This is a genomic window from Pantoea sp. B_9 (assembly GCF_008632015.1).
GTDB classification, from domain to species: Bacteria; Pseudomonadota; Gammaproteobacteria; order Enterobacterales; family Enterobacteriaceae; genus Pantoea; species Pantoea dispersa.
The window spans coordinates 1,014,927-1,030,343 of the sequence record NZ_VWVL01000001.1 but is presented as its reverse complement, the minus strand read 5'-3'; the positions used below and the strand labels follow the sequence as shown (position 1 = coordinate 1,030,343).

Genomic DNA, 15,417 nt, shown 5'->3' with positions numbered 1-15,417 from the left:
ACAGGAGTTACGGCCATGGGTAAACCTTCCGGCGATTTTGTCGCCTTAAATGCGGCGGTGATGACCGTCTCTGACAGCCGCGACGCCAGCAGTGACAGCTCCGGCGACTATCTGCGTGAGGCGCTGACCGAAGCCGGGCATCAGGTGGTCGATCACGCCATCGTCCCGGACAACCGTTATCGCATCCGCGCCACGCTGTCGCGCTGGATCGCCAGTGAAGATGTGCAGGTGGTGCTGATTAACGGCGGTACCGGCTTTAACAGTAAAAACAGTACGCCGGAAGCGCTGCTGCCGCTGCTGGATCGCGAAATTGAAGGCTTTGGTGAACTGTTTCGCATGATCTCTTACGAGGAGATCGGCAGCGCGACGCTGCAATCACGCGCGGTGGCCGGTCTGGCCAACCAGACGCTGCTGTTTGCCGTGCCGGGCTCAACCGGTGCCTGCCGCAGTGCATGGGAGCGGATTATTGAAGCCCAGCTGGATGCGCGTACGCGTCCGTGTAATTTTGTCCCACATTTGAAGAAGTTATAAGCATGTCCTCGTTAACCCATATCAACGCGGCCGGCGAAGCCCACATGGTGGACGTCTCCGGCAAAACTGACACCGTGCGAGAAGCGCAGGCGGAAGCCCTGGTGTTAATGCAGCCGGCCACGCTGCAAATGATCCTCGACGGCAGCCATGACAAAGGCGATGTTTTCGCCACCGCACGCATTGCCGGTATTCAGGCGGCGAAGCGCACCTGGGAACTGATTCCGCTGTGCCATCCGCTGATGCTGAGCAAAGTCGAGGTGACGCTGGTGGCTGAGCCGGAGCACAGCCGCGTACGCATTACCTCGCGCTGTCGCCTGAGCGGCAAAACCGGCGTGGAAATGGAAGCGCTGACCGCCGCGTCGGTCGCGGCGCTGACCATCTACGACATGTGCAAAGCGGTGCAGAAAGATATCGTCATCGACCAACTGCGACTGCTGAGCAAAAGCGGTGGTAAATCCGGTGATTTCCAGGCGGTGCGCCATGATTAAGGTACTGTTTTTTGCCCAGGTGCGCGAACTGACCGGCACCGCCACGCTGGATCTGGCGGCAGAGTATGCTGACGTCGCCACGCTGCGCGCTGCGCTGGCGCAGAAAAGCGATCGCTGGGCGCTGGCGCTGGAGTCCGGCAAGCTGCTGGCGGCGGTGAATCAGACGCTGGTGCCGATGAACCATCCGCTGCGCGCCGGTGATGAAGTGGCGTTCTTCCCGCCGGTTACCGGAGGCTGAGCATGACAACCCGAATTCGCGTCGGCAGCGCGCCGTTTAACGTTGGCGACGAGTATGCGCTGCTGGCGGCGCATGACAGCGACGGCGCGGTCGTCACCTTCACCGGCAAAGTCCGCAACCACAATCTCGGCGACAGCGTGGCTGCGTTAACGCTGGAGCACTATCCGGGTATGACGGAAAAAGCGCTGGCAGAGATTGTGGCGGATGCGCGTCAGCGCTGGGCACTGCAGCAGGTGACGGTGATTCATCGCGTAGGCGAACTGTTCCCTGGTGATGAGATCGTGTTTGTTGGCGTCAGCAGCGCCCATCGCGGCAGCGCCTTTGCCGCCAGTGAATTTATTATGGATTACCTGAAAACCCGCGCGCCGTTCTGGAAGCGCGAAGCCACTGCGCAGGGCGATCGCTGGGTCGATGCCCGCGACAGCGACCATCAGGCCGCTGAACGCTGGAACTAGCGCGCAAAATCCGCCCGCGCTGATAGCCGCCAGACCACGAAAACGGTAAGGTACGGTTTTTGCTGGCTTATCAGGGAGCAGGATGAACACCAACACGATATTACGCGGCGCAGCGCTGCTGGCTGCGCTGGTGCTGGCCGGATGCAGCACCAAAAAGGAGCCGCAGCTACCGGCCCGCCAGCCCGCTGACGTGAAAGCGCAAATTCAGCAATTGCTGCCCGCCCATGTGACGCAAAAATCGGCCTGGGCCGACGACATCTATACCGCGCTGCGCGTGCAGCACATCGACGCCAGCGCCAGCAACATTTGCGCGGTGATCGCCGTGACCGATCAGGAATCTAACTTCAGCGCCGATGCCACCGTGCCGGGTCTGCCAAAAATCGCCTGGGCTGAAATTGACCGCCGCGCCGCCAGCGTGCACGTGCCGGCGTTTCTGGTGCGCACCGCGTTACTGATCAAATCCTCCAACGGCGAGAGCTACGCGGCACGTCTCGATAAGGTGCACAGCGAGAAAGAGCTGAGCGCCATTTTCGATGACTTTATCGATATGGTGCCGATGGGGCAGAAGCTGTTCGGTAATCTCAACCCAATCCACACCGGCGGGCCGATGCAGGTCAGCATTGCCTTTGCCGAAGCGCATGCGCAGGGCTATCCATACCCGATTGACGGTTCGATCCGGCGCGAAGTGTTTAGCCGGCGCGGCGGTATCTACTTCGGCACGCTGCACCTGCTGGGTTATCCGGTGGAGTACAGCCAGCCGCTGTATCGCTTTGCTGACTTCAACGCCGGCTGGTACGCCAGCCGCAACGCCGCGTTCCAGGCTGCGGTGGCGCGTGCCAGCGGCATCAAACAGGCGCTGGACGGCGACCTGATCCGCTACGGCAGCGAACAGGCGAGCGCCACCGAACTGGCGGTGCGCACGCTGGCGAAGCAGCTGGACATGAGCACACGTGAGATTCGCCGCGATCTGGAGAAGGGCGACAGCGAAAGCTTCAGCGACAGCACGCTGTGGAAACAGACCTTTATCCTCGCCGATAAGATGGCGGGAAAACGTCTGCCGCGCGAAGTGCTGCCGGGCATTAAGCTGGAGAGCCCGAAAATTACCCGTAATCTCACCACCGCGTGGTTTGCCCAGCGGGTTGACGGGCGATATCAGCAGTGTATGACGCGCCGTTGACGATCCGTGGTGTACACTTCACACTGACGTTATCAGTAACTTTTAAAGAGGTGCATCATGGATCGATATCCACGTAATGGTTCAATCGTGCAGCAGGCTTCGACCGGGCTGCAAACCTATATGGCGCAGGTGTATGGCTGGATGACCTGCGGCTTACTGCTGACGGCGTTTGTGTCGTGGTTTGCCGCGCGCACGCCTGCCGTCATGGAACTGGTGTTTGCCAATCGCATCACCTTCTTCGGCCTGATTATCGCGCAGCTGGCGCTGGTATTCGTGCTTTCCGGCATGGTGCAGCGCATGAGCGGCGCCGTGGCGACCGGGCTGTTTATGCTCTATTCCGCGCTGACCGGGCTGACAATGGCGAGTATTTTCCTTGTTTATACCTACTCGTCGATCGCCAGTACCTTCTTCGTTACCGCGGGCATGTTTGGTGCCATGAGCTTTTACGGCTACACCACCAAACGCGACCTGAGCCGCTTCGGCAGCCTGCTGTTTATGGCGCTGATCGGCATTCTGCTGGCGTCGCTGGTGAACTTCTGGCTGAAAAGCCCGGCGCTGATGTGGGCGATTACCTATATCGGCGTGGTGGTGTTTGTGGGCCTGACGGCTTACGACACGCAGAAGCTGAAAGCCATCGGTGAGGGCATTGATGTTAACGATAAAGAGAATCTGCGCCGCTTCTCCATCATGGGCGCGCTGACGCTGTATCTCGACTTCATCAACCTGTTCCTGATGCTGCTGCGGATTTTCGGTAACCGTCGCTAAGAGTAACCAGCCATTAAGGCTGTGAAAATAATCGCGCCGCTACGGCCAGGTGAACGGTCTGTACTTATCAGCCCGTTTCACCTTGTCCGTAGCGGCGCAATGTATTACGCGTTCTCCAGCCTGCGCCTGGCACGCCTTATCGCGCCGCCATCTTGCGCTCATTCTTCTGCCGTAAATGCTTCGCGCGGCTCTCCAGCCACAGATACAGCACCAGTGCCAGCAGCAGCGGCAGAATAAAATAGAGCACGCGATAAGCCAGCAGCGCGGCGATAATCTCACCGTGCGAAGCATGCTGGCCGCTGAGCAGCGCGAGGAACACCGCTTCCAGCACGCCAATGCCCGCCGGAATATGAATAATCACCCCGGCAATACTGCTGATTAACAGCACCCCCAGCACGATGGGATAATCCACTTCACGCGCCAGCAGCAGCCAGATAATGGTGCCCATCACCATCCAGTTGGCGCAGGAAACGGCAAACTGAAACAGCGCCATGCGCAGCGAGGGCAGTTGCAGATGCTGGCCCTTCACCGTCCAGCGGCGCTTCTTCGCGAAAGCACAGGCCCACAGATAAACCGCCACCATCGCCAGCAGGACCGCACCAATCACCCGTAGCGTGCCTTCGCCGATGAACCAGCCGGGCGGAATCGGCACCATGCCGGAGACAAACACCACGCCGCCAAGCAAAATGTAGCCGAGCCAGTTGGTGGCAATACTCAGTGAAAAGATGCGCGTGATAGTGCCGCCGGGCAGGCCGAGGCGCGAATAGAGACGATAGCGCATCGCCACACCGCCCACCCAGGTGCTCAGCGTCAGGTTAAAGGCGTAACAGATGAATGACACCAGCATCACCTGACGTTTCGCCAGTTTATGCCCGCAGTAGGCGCGGCCAATCAAATCGTACAGACCGTAGGTGAGGTAGCTCACCACCACTAACGCGGCGGCGCTCAGCACCACGTAGCGGTTATAGCCGACGATGACCTTGTACACGTCCTCCCAGTTCACCTTGCGTGCGTAAACCACCAGCAGCACGATCACCGCAATGAAGAACAGCCAGGTAAGGATTTTTTTCGCTAACTGCCAGCGCGGGTTCTTTTTGCTCATCAGGGTTTCGCTCCTTCGTTATCGGCTTCAACCCGGTCCTGGGTTTCCATTTCCGGCTGCACCGGCGGATCGACCTGAGACAAATGGGGCGTATGGGCAGGCAGCCAGCCGGCGATGGCCGGGAAATGGCGCAGGAAATGGAACACGATGACGCTTTTGGTCAGCTGCCACCAGGTGCGCGGCGGCAGCTTGTCTTCATCGACGCGCACGCAGTCCGCAGCCAGCAGCTGCTCAAGGTTATCGCGCAGCGTCTGGTTGAAGGCGTGGTCGTGGATGATCAGGTTGGCTTCGAGATTCAGCGACAGGCTGAGTGGGTCGAGGTTGCTGGAACCCACCGTTGACCACTGCTGATCCTGCACCGCCACTTTGCCATGCAGCGGGCGACGGCAGTATTCGTACACTTCAACGCCAGCATCCACCAGATAGTTGTACAGCAGCTCGGCGCCGACTTTGACAATCGGCATGTCCGGTTCACCCTGCACAATCAGCCGCACGCGCACACCGCGCTGGGCCGCGCTGCGCATTTCACGCAACAGGCGATAGCCGGGGAAGAAGTAGGCGTTGGCGATAATCACATCCTGCTTCGCCTTGCGCAGCATATCGAGATAGTGCTGTTCGATGTCGTCGCGGTGCTCATCGTTATCGCGGTAGACAAACAGCACCTGCGCATCACCGGGCAGGGCGTTCACCGCCAGGCGTTGGGAGCGCGCGCCCCACCAGCGGCGCGTTACCTGTTCGCTGCCGATCGCCTGCTGTACATAGCGTGCGATGTCCAGCACCACCGGCCCTTTCACCTCCACGGCGTAATCCTGCTTGGCTTCCGGCCCGTAATCGGTGTTGTGCTCGGCGGAGAAATTGATACCGCCAACAAACGCAATCTCCTCATCAATCACCACAATTTTGCGATGCAGACGGCGGAACACGTTGGTGCGCATGCCCATCACCAGCGGGCGCGGATCGTAATAGATAAAGCGCACGCCTGCTTCGGTCAGGCTGTTGATGTACTGGGTGGAAAGATCCGGCGAGCCGTAGCCATCCACCATCACTTCCACCTTAACACCGCGCTGCGCGGCGGCCAGCAGATTGCGGTGCAGCGCCTTACCGACCTCATCTTCAAATAGGATAAACGTCTCCAGCAGCAGCGTACGCTGGGCACGCTGGATCGCACCGGAGACGCGCGGAAAGAATTGATCGCCATTTTCCAGCAGCCGCAGCTGGTTACCTTCGCGCCAGCTGAAATTCATAGAAAGATCTCCACGGCCAGCGGGGCATGATCGGACAGATGTGACCAGGGTTTCACCGGCAGCGCCCACGGCTGGCTCACCGACGCATTACGGATATAGATGCGATCGAGACGCAGCAGCGGAAAGCGCGCCGGGAAGGTGCGCGCCGGGCGACCGTTTTTCATGCTAAACACCTCCTGCAGGCCGGCTCCGCGCTGTAAAAATCGATTAGCGCGTACCTGCCAGTCATTAAAATCGCCGGCCACCACCAGGGGCGCATCCGGTGGCAGCGACTCAATCAGTTCACACATCATGCGCATCTGCGCCAGACGATGCTTCTCTTTCAGGCCGAGGTGCACACACAAGGTGTGAATCGGTTCCGGCCGATCGGGCAGGCTAATCTGGCAGTGCAACATGCCGCGTTTCTCACTGCCGGCGACAGAAATATCGCGGTTTTGGTATTCGGTGATCGGAAAGCGTGACAGTATCGCGTTGCCGTGATGGCCTTCGGGATAGACCGCGTTGCGGCCGTAAGCGAAGTCGTGCCACATGGTGTCGGCAAGGTATTCGTAGTGCGAATTTTCCGGCCAGTTTTCAATGTGTGCGGAGTGGATGGCGTGCGTGCCCATCACCTCCTGTAAAAAGACGATATCCGCCGAGGTGGCGCGCACTGCGTCGCGCAGTTCCGGCAGGATAAAGCGACGGTTAAAGCTGGTGAACCCCTTATGGGTATTGATCGTCAGGACTTTAAATGAAGATCCTTGCGTGTTTTGTGGCATACTGCGACGCGCTCCTTTTCATCATCAACAGAACAAAGTGTAGTCTTTGTCACAAATGGGTGGTGCTGGAGACAGAAAATTAGGGTGTTATCCGAAATTTGCTTTACATTGAGGAAATCCGTCTGGCTGCGGTCAGATACACTTGGGCGACCTGTTGGGTCTGCCAGGAGAAGAGAATGAAATGGTCTAATCGTGTTCAGATTGTTACCGGTCAAACCTGCCTGCATATTGCGACCCACCTGCTGGTGATCGCGGCGCTGGTGTGGGGCTGGAAACATAAGGCACTGGTCGAAGTGAGCAGTACCCTGGTGGCAGCTTATGCGCTGGTGTTCATCACCATGCTGGCCCTGCAGCGTAGTGCCCGTTTGCGCCGCTTTGGTGACTCTCTGGAAGAAGTGACGACGACATACTACTTCGGCGCGGCGATGCTGACGCTGTTCCTGATTTCACGCTTCATCCACAACAATCTGCTGATTGGTTGTCTGGGCGTGGTAATGCTGGTGGGCCCGGCGCTGGTGTCGCTGCTGGCCAAAGAGCCACCGCAGCGCGTGCAGAAAAAACGCAGCTAAGCGGACGTGCCAGCAAGAAAAGAGGAGCCCACTGCGGCTCCTTTTTTATGCGCTACCGCGCAGCGGCCCATCACCCTCACGTTTTGCTGGTCGCGGTTCTTGCGGAAAGCTGCTACACTGCCGCTCTTACGCATGGTAGTTTGTGCCCTTTTCACACGCAGGCCTTGAGGCTGCGTCATATCCCCCCTGAAAACTACATCGCGCAGCGCGATCAGGGCGGTTCGGAGTAATACACCTGCATGTCTTTTGACTCTCTCGGCTTGAATGCCGATATTTTGCGTGCGGTAGCAGAACAGGGCTACCGTGAACCGACGCCAATCCAGCGTCAGGCGATTCCCGTGGTGCTGGCCGGTCGTGACCTGCTGGCGAGCGCCCAGACCGGCACGGGTAAAACCGCCGGTTTCACGCTGCCGCTGCTGCAGCGTCTGTCAGAAAAACCGGCAGCGGCGCGCGGTCGCCGTCCGGTACGTGCGCTGATCCTCACGCCAACCCGTGAACTGGCGGCGCAGGTTGGTGAAAACGTACGTGAATACAGCCAGTACCTCAACATGCGTTCGCTGGTGGTGTTCGGCGGCGTCAGCATTAATCCGCAGATGATGAAACTGCGCGGCGGCGTTGATGTACTGATCGCCACGCCGGGGCGTCTGCTCGATCTGGCGCACCAGAACGCGGTCGATCTGTCGCAGGTGGAAATCCTGGTGCTGGACGAAGCGGATCGCATGCTCGACATGGGCTTCATCCACGATATTCGCCGCGTGCTGGCAAAACTGCCGGCCAAACGGCAGAACCTGCTGTTCTCTGCCACCTTCTCGGACGAGATCAAAGCGCTGGCGGAAAAACTGCTCACCAACCCGGAACAGGTGGAAGTGGCACGCCGCAACACCGCTTCCGAGCAGGTGTCGCAGCAGGTGCATTTTGTCGATAAGAAGCGCAAACGGGAACTGCTGTCGCTGATGATTGGTCGCGACAACTGGCAGCAGGTGCTGGTGTTCACCCGCACCAAGCACGGTGCTAACCACCTCGCTGAGCAGCTCAACAAAGATGGCATCACTGCCGCCGCGATCCACGGCAACAAGAGCCAGGGCGCGCGTACTCGTGCGCTGGCCGACTTCAAAACCGGCGGCATTCGCGTGCTGGTGGCGACGGATATTGCCGCGCGCGGTCTGGATATCGAAGAGCTGCCGCACGTGGTCAACTACGAGCTGCCGAACGTGGCAGAAGATTACGTGCACCGCATTGGCCGTACCGGTCGTGCTGCGGCCACCGGTGCTGCGCTGTCGCTGGTGTGCGTGGACGAGCACAAGCTGCTGCGTGATATCGAGCGCCTGCTGAAGCGGGAAATTCCGCGCATTGCGCTGCCGGGCTTTGAGCCGGATCCGAGCATCAAGGCGGAGCCGATTCAGAATGGCCGTCAGCAGCAGCCACGCGGACGTGGCCAGGGCCGCGCGCCGGGGCAGGGTGCTGACGCACCGCGCAGCCGCAGCGGCGGCAATGGCCAGCGTGCCAGCGCCGGTAACGGCGGCGCGCGTCCACAGGGCGAGGCGCGTGCACCGCGTCGTCCGGGCAACAACGGCCCGGCGGCAGGCAACGCGGGTAAACCGGCGCGCTCACGTCGTCCGGCAGCGAAGAGCAACGGGAACGCGTAACGGTATGCGGGTTTTACTGGCACCCATGGAAGGCGTACTGGATTCGCTGGTACGTGAACTGCTCTCCGGCGTGAATGACTATGACCTGTGCGTCACTGAGTTTTTACGCGTGGTCGATCAGCTGCTGCCGGTAAAATCCTTCTACCGTTTGTGTCCGGAACTGCACCACCACAGCCGGACGCCCTCCGGTACGCGCGTGCGCATGCAGCTGCTGGGCCAGTATCCTGAGTGGCTGGCAGAAAACGCCGCACGCGCGGTGGAGCTGGGTTCGTGGGGCGTTGACCTCAACTGCGGCTGCCCGTCGAAGCTGGTGAACGGAAGCGGCGGCGGTGCGACGCTGCTGAAAGATCCGGAGCTGATCTATCGCGGTACCAGAGCAATGCGCGAGGCGGTGCCCGCTCATCTGCCGGTCACGGTGAAAGTGCGGCTCGGCTGGGACTCGGGCGCGCGGCGTTTCGAGATCGCCGATGCGGTGCAGCAGGCCGGTGCCAGCGAGCTGGTGGTGCATGGCCGGACCAAAGAGGACGGCTATCGCGCAGAGAGCATCAACTGGCAGGCGATTGGTGAGATTCGCCAGCGTCTGACAATTCCGGTGATCGCCAACGGCGAAATCTGGAACTGGCAGGATGCGCAGGATTGCCTGCGGATTACCGGCTGCGACGCGGTCATGCTCGGGCGCGGCGCGCTCAATGTGCCTAACCTGGGGCGCGTGGTGAAATACAACGAAGCCCCGATGCCGTGGTCGCAGGTGGTTGAGCTGCTGCTGCGCTACACCCAGCTGGAAAAGCAGGGTGATACCGGCAACTACCACGTTGCGCGCATCAAGCAGTGGCTGGGCTATCTGCGCAAAGCCTACCAAGAGGCCGACGGCCTGTTCAGCGAGATCCGCACGCTGCGTGTCTCCGCCGAGATCGCCAGCGCCATCGAACGCCATGCCGCACGCATGGCCCAGGTGTCCTGCATCTGAACCTGAGCGGTGGTACCTGAACCGTCAGGTCCGCCGCGTTAACGGGCAAGCCAGCGAGCACCCGGTGAAAGCGTGCGCTGCCGCCATGTTTTATAACAAAAAAAGCCGCGATCCTTAGTCTGCTAACCGGTATAGTGAACCTTCGCTTTCACCACGTTTCTGACGCCATCTTCCATGTCTGACGCCGCTGTACTGAGTAATGCTCAGTTAAATAAACGCATCCTCTCCGTCATCGTTTTCACCTTCTTTTGCTACCTGTCCGTCGGGTTGCCGCTGGCGGTGCTGCCGGGGTTTGTGCATAACCAGCTGGGCTTCAGCTCGTTTATCGCCGGGCTGATCATCAGTCTGCAATATTTCGCCACGCTGCTCAGTCGCCCGCACTCTGGCCGGCTGGCCGATCGCTACGGCCCGAAACGCGTGGTGATGATGGGGCTGGTGTGCTGCGGCATGAGCGGCGTGCTGTCGATCATTGCCGCGCTGTGCAGCGGTGCGCCGCTGCTGAGCCTGACGCTGCTGGCGCTGGGGCGGCTGTTTCTCGGCGTTGGGGAAAGCTTCAGCAGTACCGGCTCGACGCTGTGGGGCATGAACATTGTCGGCCCGCGGCAAACCGCGCGGGTCATTTCGTGGAACGGCGTGGCGACTTACTTTGCCATGGCGATTGGTGCGCCGCTGGGCGTGCTGCTGAATCAGGGCTTCGGCATCAGCGGCTTTGCTGGTCTGGTGGCGCTGATGGGGGCGATCGGCTTCTGGATGGCCTCCGGCAAGCCGGCGGTCAGCGTTAGCGCCGGCGTGCGCATTCCGTTTCATCGCGTGGTCAGCCGCGTCTGGCTGTTTGGCCTGGCGCTGGGATTTGGCACCATCGGCTTTGGCGTGATCTCCACCTTCATTACCCTTTATTTCGCCAGTCGCGACTGGAGCGGCGCGGCGTTCGCGCTGACGCTGTTCAGCCTCGGCTTCGTGCTGGTGCGGCTGGCGTGCGGGCGCTATATCACGCGCTTCGGCGGGCTGCAGGTGTCGCTGATCTCCTTCGTGCTGGAGGGCGCCGGTCTGCTGCTGATCTGGCAGGCGGACAGCAGCTGGCTGGTGGATATTGGCGCTTTCCTCACCGGCGGCGGTTTCTCGCTGGTGTTCCCGGCGCTGGGCGTGGAAGCGGTGAAGCGGGTACAGCAGCAGGATCAGGGATCGGCGCTCGGTACCTATTCGGCATTTCTCGATTTGGGGCTGGGGTTGACCGGACCCGTGGCGGGGCTGTTAATCGGCCACTGGGGCATGCAGTCGGTGTATCTGGCGGCAGCACTGATGGTGCTGGGCGCGTTCCTGATTACGCTGCGCCTGCACCAGCAGTCTTCAGAGCCTATCAGGCCAGATGAATAAACAGCGCATACAGCAGCCCTGACAGCAACACCGATACCGGCAGCGTCAGCACCCACGCCAGCGCCAGATTACGCAGGGTGGCGAGCTGCAGGCCGGATCGGTTGGCCGCCATGGTACCGGCCACTCCGGACGACAGCACATGGGTGGTCGACACCGGTAAACCAAAGGCATCGGCTGCGCCAATGGTGGCCATCGCCACCAGCTCCGCACTGGCACCCTGCGCATAGGTGAGATGGGTTTTGCCGATGCGCTCACCCACCGTAACCACAATCCGGCGCCAGCCGACCATGGTGCCGAGACCCAGCGCAATCGCCACCACCACTTTGACCCACATCGGGATAAAGCGCGTAGCCGCGTCCAGCTCGTGCTTCACCGCCGTCAGGTTGCGCGCCGTCTCTTCCGGCAGCGCGACGTTGGCCGATTGCAGATGCTTGATGGTCTCCGAGGCGAGATACATATCGTTGCGCGTGTTGGTGACCGCCTGCGCCGGAATATTTTCTACCGAACCGTACTGGCGAATCTGTTCGCCGATATCGCCGAGCATCATGCCGAGCGCCGGCAGCACCTGCGGCCGGTTCTGGCTGGTGCGCACATATTCCGTCAGCACCTCACGCGCTGCCGGCATTGCGGCGGGCGGCGGCTGCAGCGTCAGCAGCTGCTGTTCGGTCACCTGAGTTAACGCCGCCACGCGCGGAATTTGCTCCGGCGGCAGCGAGCGGTTGAGCGCATAGGCGATCGGCATGGTGCCAACCAGGATCAGCATAATCAGTCCCATGCCTTTCTGACCGTCGTTCGAGCCGTGGGCAAACGAAACGCCGGTACAGGTGAGGATCAGCAGGCCACGAATCCACGCTGGCGGTGGCTGATTGCCTTCCGGCGCCTGATACAGCTGACGATTGCGCACCAGCGCCTTCATGGCCAGCAGCAGCACGGCGGCGCAGATGAAGCCAATCACCGGCGACAGCAGCAGGGCGTAACCGACTTTAACCGCCTGATCCCAGTCGACGCCGCTGGTGCCGCTGCGGCCGTGCAGCAGCGCATTCGCCACGCCCACGCCAATAATCGAGCCGATCAGCGTGTGCGAAGAGGAAGAGGGCAGGCCGAAATACCAGGTGCCGAGGTTCCAGACAATCGCCGAGCACAGCAGCGCATACACCATGGCGAAACCGTGACCGCTGCCCGCCTGCAGAATCAGCTCCACCGGCAGCAGCGAAATAATGCCAAACGCCACCACGCCGCTGGAGAGCAGTACGCCAAGGAAATTACACAAGCCGGACCACACCACCGCCACGCCCGGCGACAGCGAGTGGGTGTAGATCACCGTGGCGACGGCGTTGGCGGTATCGTGGAAGCCGTTAACAAACTCGAAGCCGAGCGCAATCAGCAGCGCCACGCCGAGTAGCAGGAACGGCGTATAGCTGGTGACGACCGCGCCGGTCTCTTCTACATCGTTAAACAGGTTGATGCCGGTAAAGAGCAGCCCGGCCACCAGCAGCAGCAGAAAGAGCACGCGCGACGCGCGACCGCTGCGCGGGTGCAGATTGGGCCGTCCGCGGTTAGACGATGATGCAGGGAAACTGTTTTCAGCCATAACACACCCCCGGGGTGAATTAACGATGCACGAACGGCATCCGTTAACTGCAGTGTGATACGGGGTTTGTATGACAGAATGATGATGCCAGCGCGCGCTGTCATCGTGCTGTAACAGGCCTGTCGCAGGCTATGGATCTGACCGCTCAGGGATCTTCACGCCGCTATGCTCCAGCCTGTTCTGCCGCTTGCCTCGCTACCGGACTTCAACAACGAAGTCGCCGGACTGATTCACGGTTACCTGTTCAACCCGGATGCGCCGCCACAGCGGCTCAACGCCCGCGAGGCCGCGCAGCTGGCGCGGCACACCTTACCCGACGGCTGCTTTCTCTGGCTGCACATTAACCTGAATCATGCCCGCGCCGAGCGCTGGGTTCAGGACCACTTCAGCGTAGATGACGATTTTTTCGATGAGATTCATTCGGCCTCGCCGCGCACCCGGCTGGCGCAGCAAAACGATGCGCTGCTGGCGGTGCTGAATGACGTCACCTTCAGTAAAGAGGAGCGCAGCACGCAAAATGCGACGCTGTGGATCTGGTGCCGGCCGCAGGTGATGGTCAGCGCGCGCTATCGCCCGGTTGGCATGATTGAACGTATGCATCAGCAGATTGATCGGCTGTGCTTCAGCGCGCCGGATGCGATGCTGCTGTGGCTGCTCGGCGAACAGGAAGCGCAGCTGGAGCAGGTGGTGCGGCGCTCCAGCCAGGCGGTGGATGCGATAGAAGAGCGGCTGCTGAGCGCGGCGATCAAAGCCAACCGCAGCGAGCTGGGCCATCTGCGCCGCATGCTGCTGCGCGTCCAGCGGCTGCTGGCGCCGGAGCCGGCCGCGCTGTTTCGCCTGCTTAACCGGCCGCCAAACTGGCTCAACCGGGAACCGCTCAGTGAGCTGCGGATTTTCACCGAGGAGTTCAGCGTAGCGCTTAACGATCTTGCCAGCCTGATGGAGCGCATTCGCCTGCTGCAGGAGGAGATCGCTGCCCGCCTGATGGAGCAGAGCAACCGAACGCTGTTTTTGCTCACCTCAATCACCGTGCTGGCGCTGCCCATCAATATCGTGGCCGGTTTTTTTGGCATGAACGTGGGCGGCATTCCGCTGGCGAACAATCCGCACGGCTTTCTGCTGTTAGTGCTGGTGGTGCTGGTGTTTACTCTGGTGGCGGGCTGGCTGGCGTTACGCCGACCGCACGATTGAGTGCGCAACGGCGTCGCGACACAACCGCACAATGACCCCGGCGATCGGGCAATAAAAAAGCCAGCCCTGCGGCTGGCTTGATCATCGACAGCGAACCCTTACAGGCTGTTGCCGTTGCTGGCAGGCTGTGCCGGCGCGGCCTGCTCAACCGGAGCGGCTTCAGCGGGCTGCTGCACATCGGCCTGCGGCGCGACGGCGGTGGCACCCTGCGGCGTCATCGGCTCTTCTTTCGGCATCGCGTCAGAAGACTCTTGTACCATCACCGGCGCAGGCTGGGCTTCGCCCGGCTGACCGTTGATTTTGGTCGGCATACCGGTACGTGCCTGGATGGCGTTGTTCACGGCATCCTGATTGGTGCTGGCATCGGCCACCACTTTGGTCACGGCGGACGTCAGGCTGATTGGCACCAGTTCACGTGAGTTGAACTGCTCTTCGGTGGTCGACAGCGGGTTGTGAACCTCGATGTAGCGCGAACCGTCTGGCTCAACGGTGGCTTTTACCGGCTGGTCAATGAACTGGACGCGCGTACCCACTGGCACGTTGTCGAACAGCCATTTGATGTCGTCCGCACGCAGACGCACGCAGCCGTGGCTCACGCGCAGGCCGATACCAAAGTTGGCGTTGGTGCCGTGAATCGCATACAGACGGCCAATGTACAGCGCGTACAGGCCCATCGGGTTATCCGGACCTGCCGGGAACACGGCCGGGATGCTCTCGCCGCGCGCCGCGTACTCTGCGTGCATCGCTTTGGTTGGCGTCCAGGTTGGGCCATTCTTCTTGCGCTCAACCGCGGTGGTCCAGTTAACCGGCGTATCTTTACCCAGCTCGCCGATACCGATCGGCAGCACCACGACAGTTTTGGTGCCTTTCGGGTAGTAATACAGACGCATCTCGGCGCTGTTGATCACGATGCCTTCACGCGGTGCGTCAGGCAGAATCAGCTGCTGCGGGATCACCATTTTAGTGCCTGCTTTCGGCAGGTAAACGTCCACGCCCGGATTGGCTTCCAGCATGTTGCTGAGGCCCATCTGGTACTGCGCCGCAAACGCTTCCAGCGGCAGTTTGCTGTCGTCTGGCACGGTGATTTCAATATTTTCGCCAATCAGGCGGCTATTCGCTGGAGGCAGCGGATAGACGACTGCAAAGGCCGACTGGCTGAACGCCGCCAGTACGAGGGCGAGTGAAGCGAACGCGCGAATGCTTTTTTTCATGTTTTTACAAGTCGTTATGGCCATTTTCATGGCTTGTCAGTGTGTCGAACCCATCAGGGTCAGAATAACCCGCTGCGCATTATATGTGCATAGGCGCAATGATGGGAATC

The 15,417-nt window shown here is 60.7% G+C and carries 16 protein-coding genes; 11 read left to right on the top strand and 5 right to left on the bottom strand.

Features of this window, described 5'->3' with window-relative positions; all coding sequences use genetic code 11:
- Positions 1 to 15 precede the first annotated feature (15 nt).
- The 6 genes from moaB to F3I21_RS04870 all read left to right on the top strand — a co-directional run bounded on the left by moaB (position 16) and on the right by F3I21_RS04870 (position 3,654).
- A complete protein-coding gene (gene moaB, locus F3I21_RS04895) occupies positions 16 to 531 on the top strand; it encodes a molybdenum cofactor biosynthesis protein B (RefSeq protein WP_150058424.1) in 516 nt (171 codons plus the stop codon).
- Positions 532 to 533: 2 nt separating this feature from the next.
- A complete protein-coding gene (gene moaC, locus F3I21_RS04890) occupies positions 534 to 1,019 on the top strand; it encodes a cyclic pyranopterin monophosphate synthase MoaC (protein WP_058757847.1) in 486 nt (161 codons plus the stop codon).
- Positions 1,012 to 1,257: a molybdopterin synthase sulfur carrier subunit gene (gene moaD, locus F3I21_RS04885; protein WP_058757846.1), complete on the top strand. Its 246-nt coding sequence runs from the start codon at positions 1,012 to 1,014 to the stop codon at positions 1,255 to 1,257. The genes moaC and moaD overlap by 8 nt, the downstream gene beginning before the upstream one ends.
- 2 nt (positions 1,258 to 1,259) lie before the next feature.
- A complete protein-coding gene (gene moaE / locus F3I21_RS04880) occupies positions 1,260 to 1,712 on the top strand; it encodes a molybdopterin synthase catalytic subunit MoaE (RefSeq protein ID WP_021508491.1) in 453 nt (150 codons plus the stop codon).
- An 82-nt stretch (positions 1,713 to 1,794) separates the two neighbouring features.
- The gene (locus F3I21_RS04875; protein ID WP_150058423.1) at positions 1,795 to 2,889 is read left to right on the top strand and encodes a DUF1615 domain-containing protein; all 1,095 of its coding nucleotides are present in this window, start codon (positions 1,795 to 1,797) and stop codon (positions 2,887 to 2,889) included.
- 57 nt (positions 2,890 to 2,946) lie between these two features.
- Entirely contained in the window at positions 2,947 to 3,654 is a 708-nt protein-coding gene (locus F3I21_RS04870) for a Bax inhibitor-1/YccA family protein (RefSeq protein ID WP_021508489.1), read from the top strand.
- A 136-nt stretch (positions 3,655 to 3,790) separates the two neighbouring features.
- Here F3I21_RS04870 and F3I21_RS04865 read toward each other — a convergent pair whose 3' ends face one another.
- The 3 genes from F3I21_RS04865 to F3I21_RS04855 are packed head-to-tail and all read right to left on the bottom strand — an operon-like array spanning position 3,791 to position 6,758.
- Positions 3,791 to 4,756 carry a lysylphosphatidylglycerol synthase domain-containing protein gene (locus F3I21_RS04865; RefSeq protein ID WP_058757844.1) on the bottom strand — a complete coding sequence of 322 codons (966 nt, stop codon included), beginning with the start codon at positions 4,754 to 4,756 and terminating at the stop codon, positions 3,791 to 3,793.
- Entirely contained in the window at positions 4,756 to 6,000 is a 1,245-nt protein-coding gene (clsB, locus tag F3I21_RS04860) for a cardiolipin synthase ClsB (RefSeq protein ID WP_150058422.1), read from the bottom strand. Before clsB ends, F3I21_RS04865 begins: the two co-directional genes overlap by 1 nt.
- Positions 5,997 to 6,758, bottom strand: coding sequence for an endonuclease/exonuclease/phosphatase family protein (locus F3I21_RS04855; RefSeq protein ID WP_021508486.1), 762 nt, complete (start codon positions 6,756 to 6,758; stop codon positions 5,997 to 5,999). Before F3I21_RS04855 ends, clsB begins: the two co-directional genes overlap by 4 nt.
- Positions 6,759 to 6,934: 176 nt before the next feature.
- On the opposite strand from F3I21_RS04855, the gene F3I21_RS04850 reads away from it, so the two are divergent.
- The 4 genes from F3I21_RS04850 (at position 6,935) to F3I21_RS04835 (ending at position 11,314) form a co-directional block, all read left to right on the top strand.
- Positions 6,935 to 7,327, top strand: coding sequence for a YbhQ family protein (locus F3I21_RS04850; RefSeq protein ID WP_021508485.1), 393 nt, complete (start codon positions 6,935 to 6,937; stop codon positions 7,325 to 7,327).
- Between the two features lie 239 nt (positions 7,328 to 7,566).
- Complete coding sequence (gene rhlE / locus F3I21_RS04845; protein WP_021508484.1) at positions 7,567 to 8,973, top strand: ATP-dependent RNA helicase RhlE; 1,407 nt, start codon at positions 7,567 to 7,569, stop codon at positions 8,971 to 8,973.
- A gap of 4 nt (positions 8,974 to 8,977) precedes the next feature.
- The gene (dusC, locus tag F3I21_RS04840) at positions 8,978 to 9,940 is read left to right on the top strand and encodes a tRNA dihydrouridine(16) synthase DusC (protein ID WP_150058421.1); all 963 of its coding nucleotides are present in this window, start codon (positions 8,978 to 8,980) and stop codon (positions 9,938 to 9,940) included.
- A 174-nt stretch (positions 9,941 to 10,114) separates the two neighbouring features.
- Positions 10,115 to 11,314 (top strand): MFS transporter, encoded by a 1,200-nt coding sequence (locus F3I21_RS04835; protein WP_150058420.1) that lies wholly within the window; start codon positions 10,115 to 10,117, stop codon positions 11,312 to 11,314.
- Here the strand turns inward: F3I21_RS04835 and F3I21_RS04830 are convergent.
- Positions 11,298 to 12,905: an inorganic phosphate transporter gene (locus F3I21_RS04830; protein ID WP_150058419.1), complete on the bottom strand. Its 1,608-nt coding sequence runs from the start codon at positions 12,903 to 12,905 to the stop codon at positions 11,298 to 11,300. The genes F3I21_RS04835 and F3I21_RS04830 overlap by 17 nt on opposite strands.
- A 165-nt stretch (positions 12,906 to 13,070) precedes the next feature.
- Between F3I21_RS04830 and F3I21_RS04825 the strand changes: the two genes are divergently transcribed.
- On the top strand, positions 13,071 to 14,096 hold the full coding sequence (locus tag F3I21_RS04825; protein WP_021508480.1) for a transporter: 1,026 nt from the start codon (positions 13,071 to 13,073) through the stop codon (positions 14,094 to 14,096).
- Between the two features lie 98 nt (positions 14,097 to 14,194).
- On the opposite strand, the gene F3I21_RS04820 is transcribed toward F3I21_RS04825, so the two are convergent.
- Positions 14,195 to 15,307: a L,D-transpeptidase family protein gene (locus F3I21_RS04820; RefSeq protein ID WP_058757840.1), complete on the bottom strand. Its 1,113-nt coding sequence runs from the start codon at positions 15,305 to 15,307 to the stop codon at positions 14,195 to 14,197.
- Positions 15,308 to 15,417: the final 110 nt, after the last annotated feature.

Bases quoted from the DNA above. Each gene is read 5' to 3' on its own strand.
- moaD (WP_058757846.1), top strand. From the start codon at position 1,012: ATGATTAAGGTACTGTTTTTTGCCCAGGTGCGCGAACTGACCGGCACC.
- dusC (WP_150058421.1), top strand. From the start codon at position 8,978: ATGCGGGTTTTACTGGCACCCATGGAAGGCGTACTGGATTCGCTGGTA.
- moaC (WP_058757847.1), top strand. From the start codon at position 534: ATGTCCTCGTTAACCCATATCAACGCGGCCGGCGAAGCCCACATGGTG.
- clsB (WP_150058422.1), bottom strand. From the start codon at position 6,000: ATGAATTTCAGCTGGCGCGAAGGTAACCAGCTGCGGCTGCTGGAAAAT.
- F3I21_RS04850 (WP_021508485.1), top strand. From the start codon at position 6,935: ATGAAATGGTCTAATCGTGTTCAGATTGTTACCGGTCAAACCTGCCTG.
- F3I21_RS04835 (WP_150058420.1), top strand. From the start codon at position 10,115: ATGTCTGACGCCGCTGTACTGAGTAATGCTCAGTTAAATAAACGCATC.
- F3I21_RS04855 (WP_021508486.1), bottom strand. From the start codon at position 6,758: ATGCCACAAAACACGCAAGGATCTTCATTTAAAGTCCTGACGATCAAT.
- F3I21_RS04820 (WP_058757840.1), bottom strand. From the start codon at position 15,307: ATGAAAAAAAGCATTCGCGCGTTCGCTTCACTCGCCCTCGTACTGGCG.
- moaB (WP_150058424.1), top strand. From the start codon at position 16: ATGGGTAAACCTTCCGGCGATTTTGTCGCCTTAAATGCGGCGGTGATG.
- F3I21_RS04825 (WP_021508480.1), top strand. From the start codon at position 13,071: ATGCTCCAGCCTGTTCTGCCGCTTGCCTCGCTACCGGACTTCAACAAC.
- F3I21_RS04865 (WP_058757844.1), bottom strand. From the start codon at position 4,756: ATGAGCAAAAAGAACCCGCGCTGGCAGTTAGCGAAAAAAATCCTTACC.
- F3I21_RS04830 (WP_150058419.1), bottom strand. From the start codon at position 12,905: ATGGCTGAAAACAGTTTCCCTGCATCATCGTCTAACCGCGGACGGCCC.
- moaE (WP_021508491.1), top strand. From the start codon at position 1,260: ATGACAACCCGAATTCGCGTCGGCAGCGCGCCGTTTAACGTTGGCGAC.
- F3I21_RS04870 (WP_021508489.1), top strand. From the start codon at position 2,947: ATGGATCGATATCCACGTAATGGTTCAATCGTGCAGCAGGCTTCGACC.
- F3I21_RS04875 (WP_150058423.1), top strand. From the start codon at position 1,795: ATGAACACCAACACGATATTACGCGGCGCAGCGCTGCTGGCTGCGCTG.
- rhlE (WP_021508484.1), top strand. From the start codon at position 7,567: ATGTCTTTTGACTCTCTCGGCTTGAATGCCGATATTTTGCGTGCGGTA.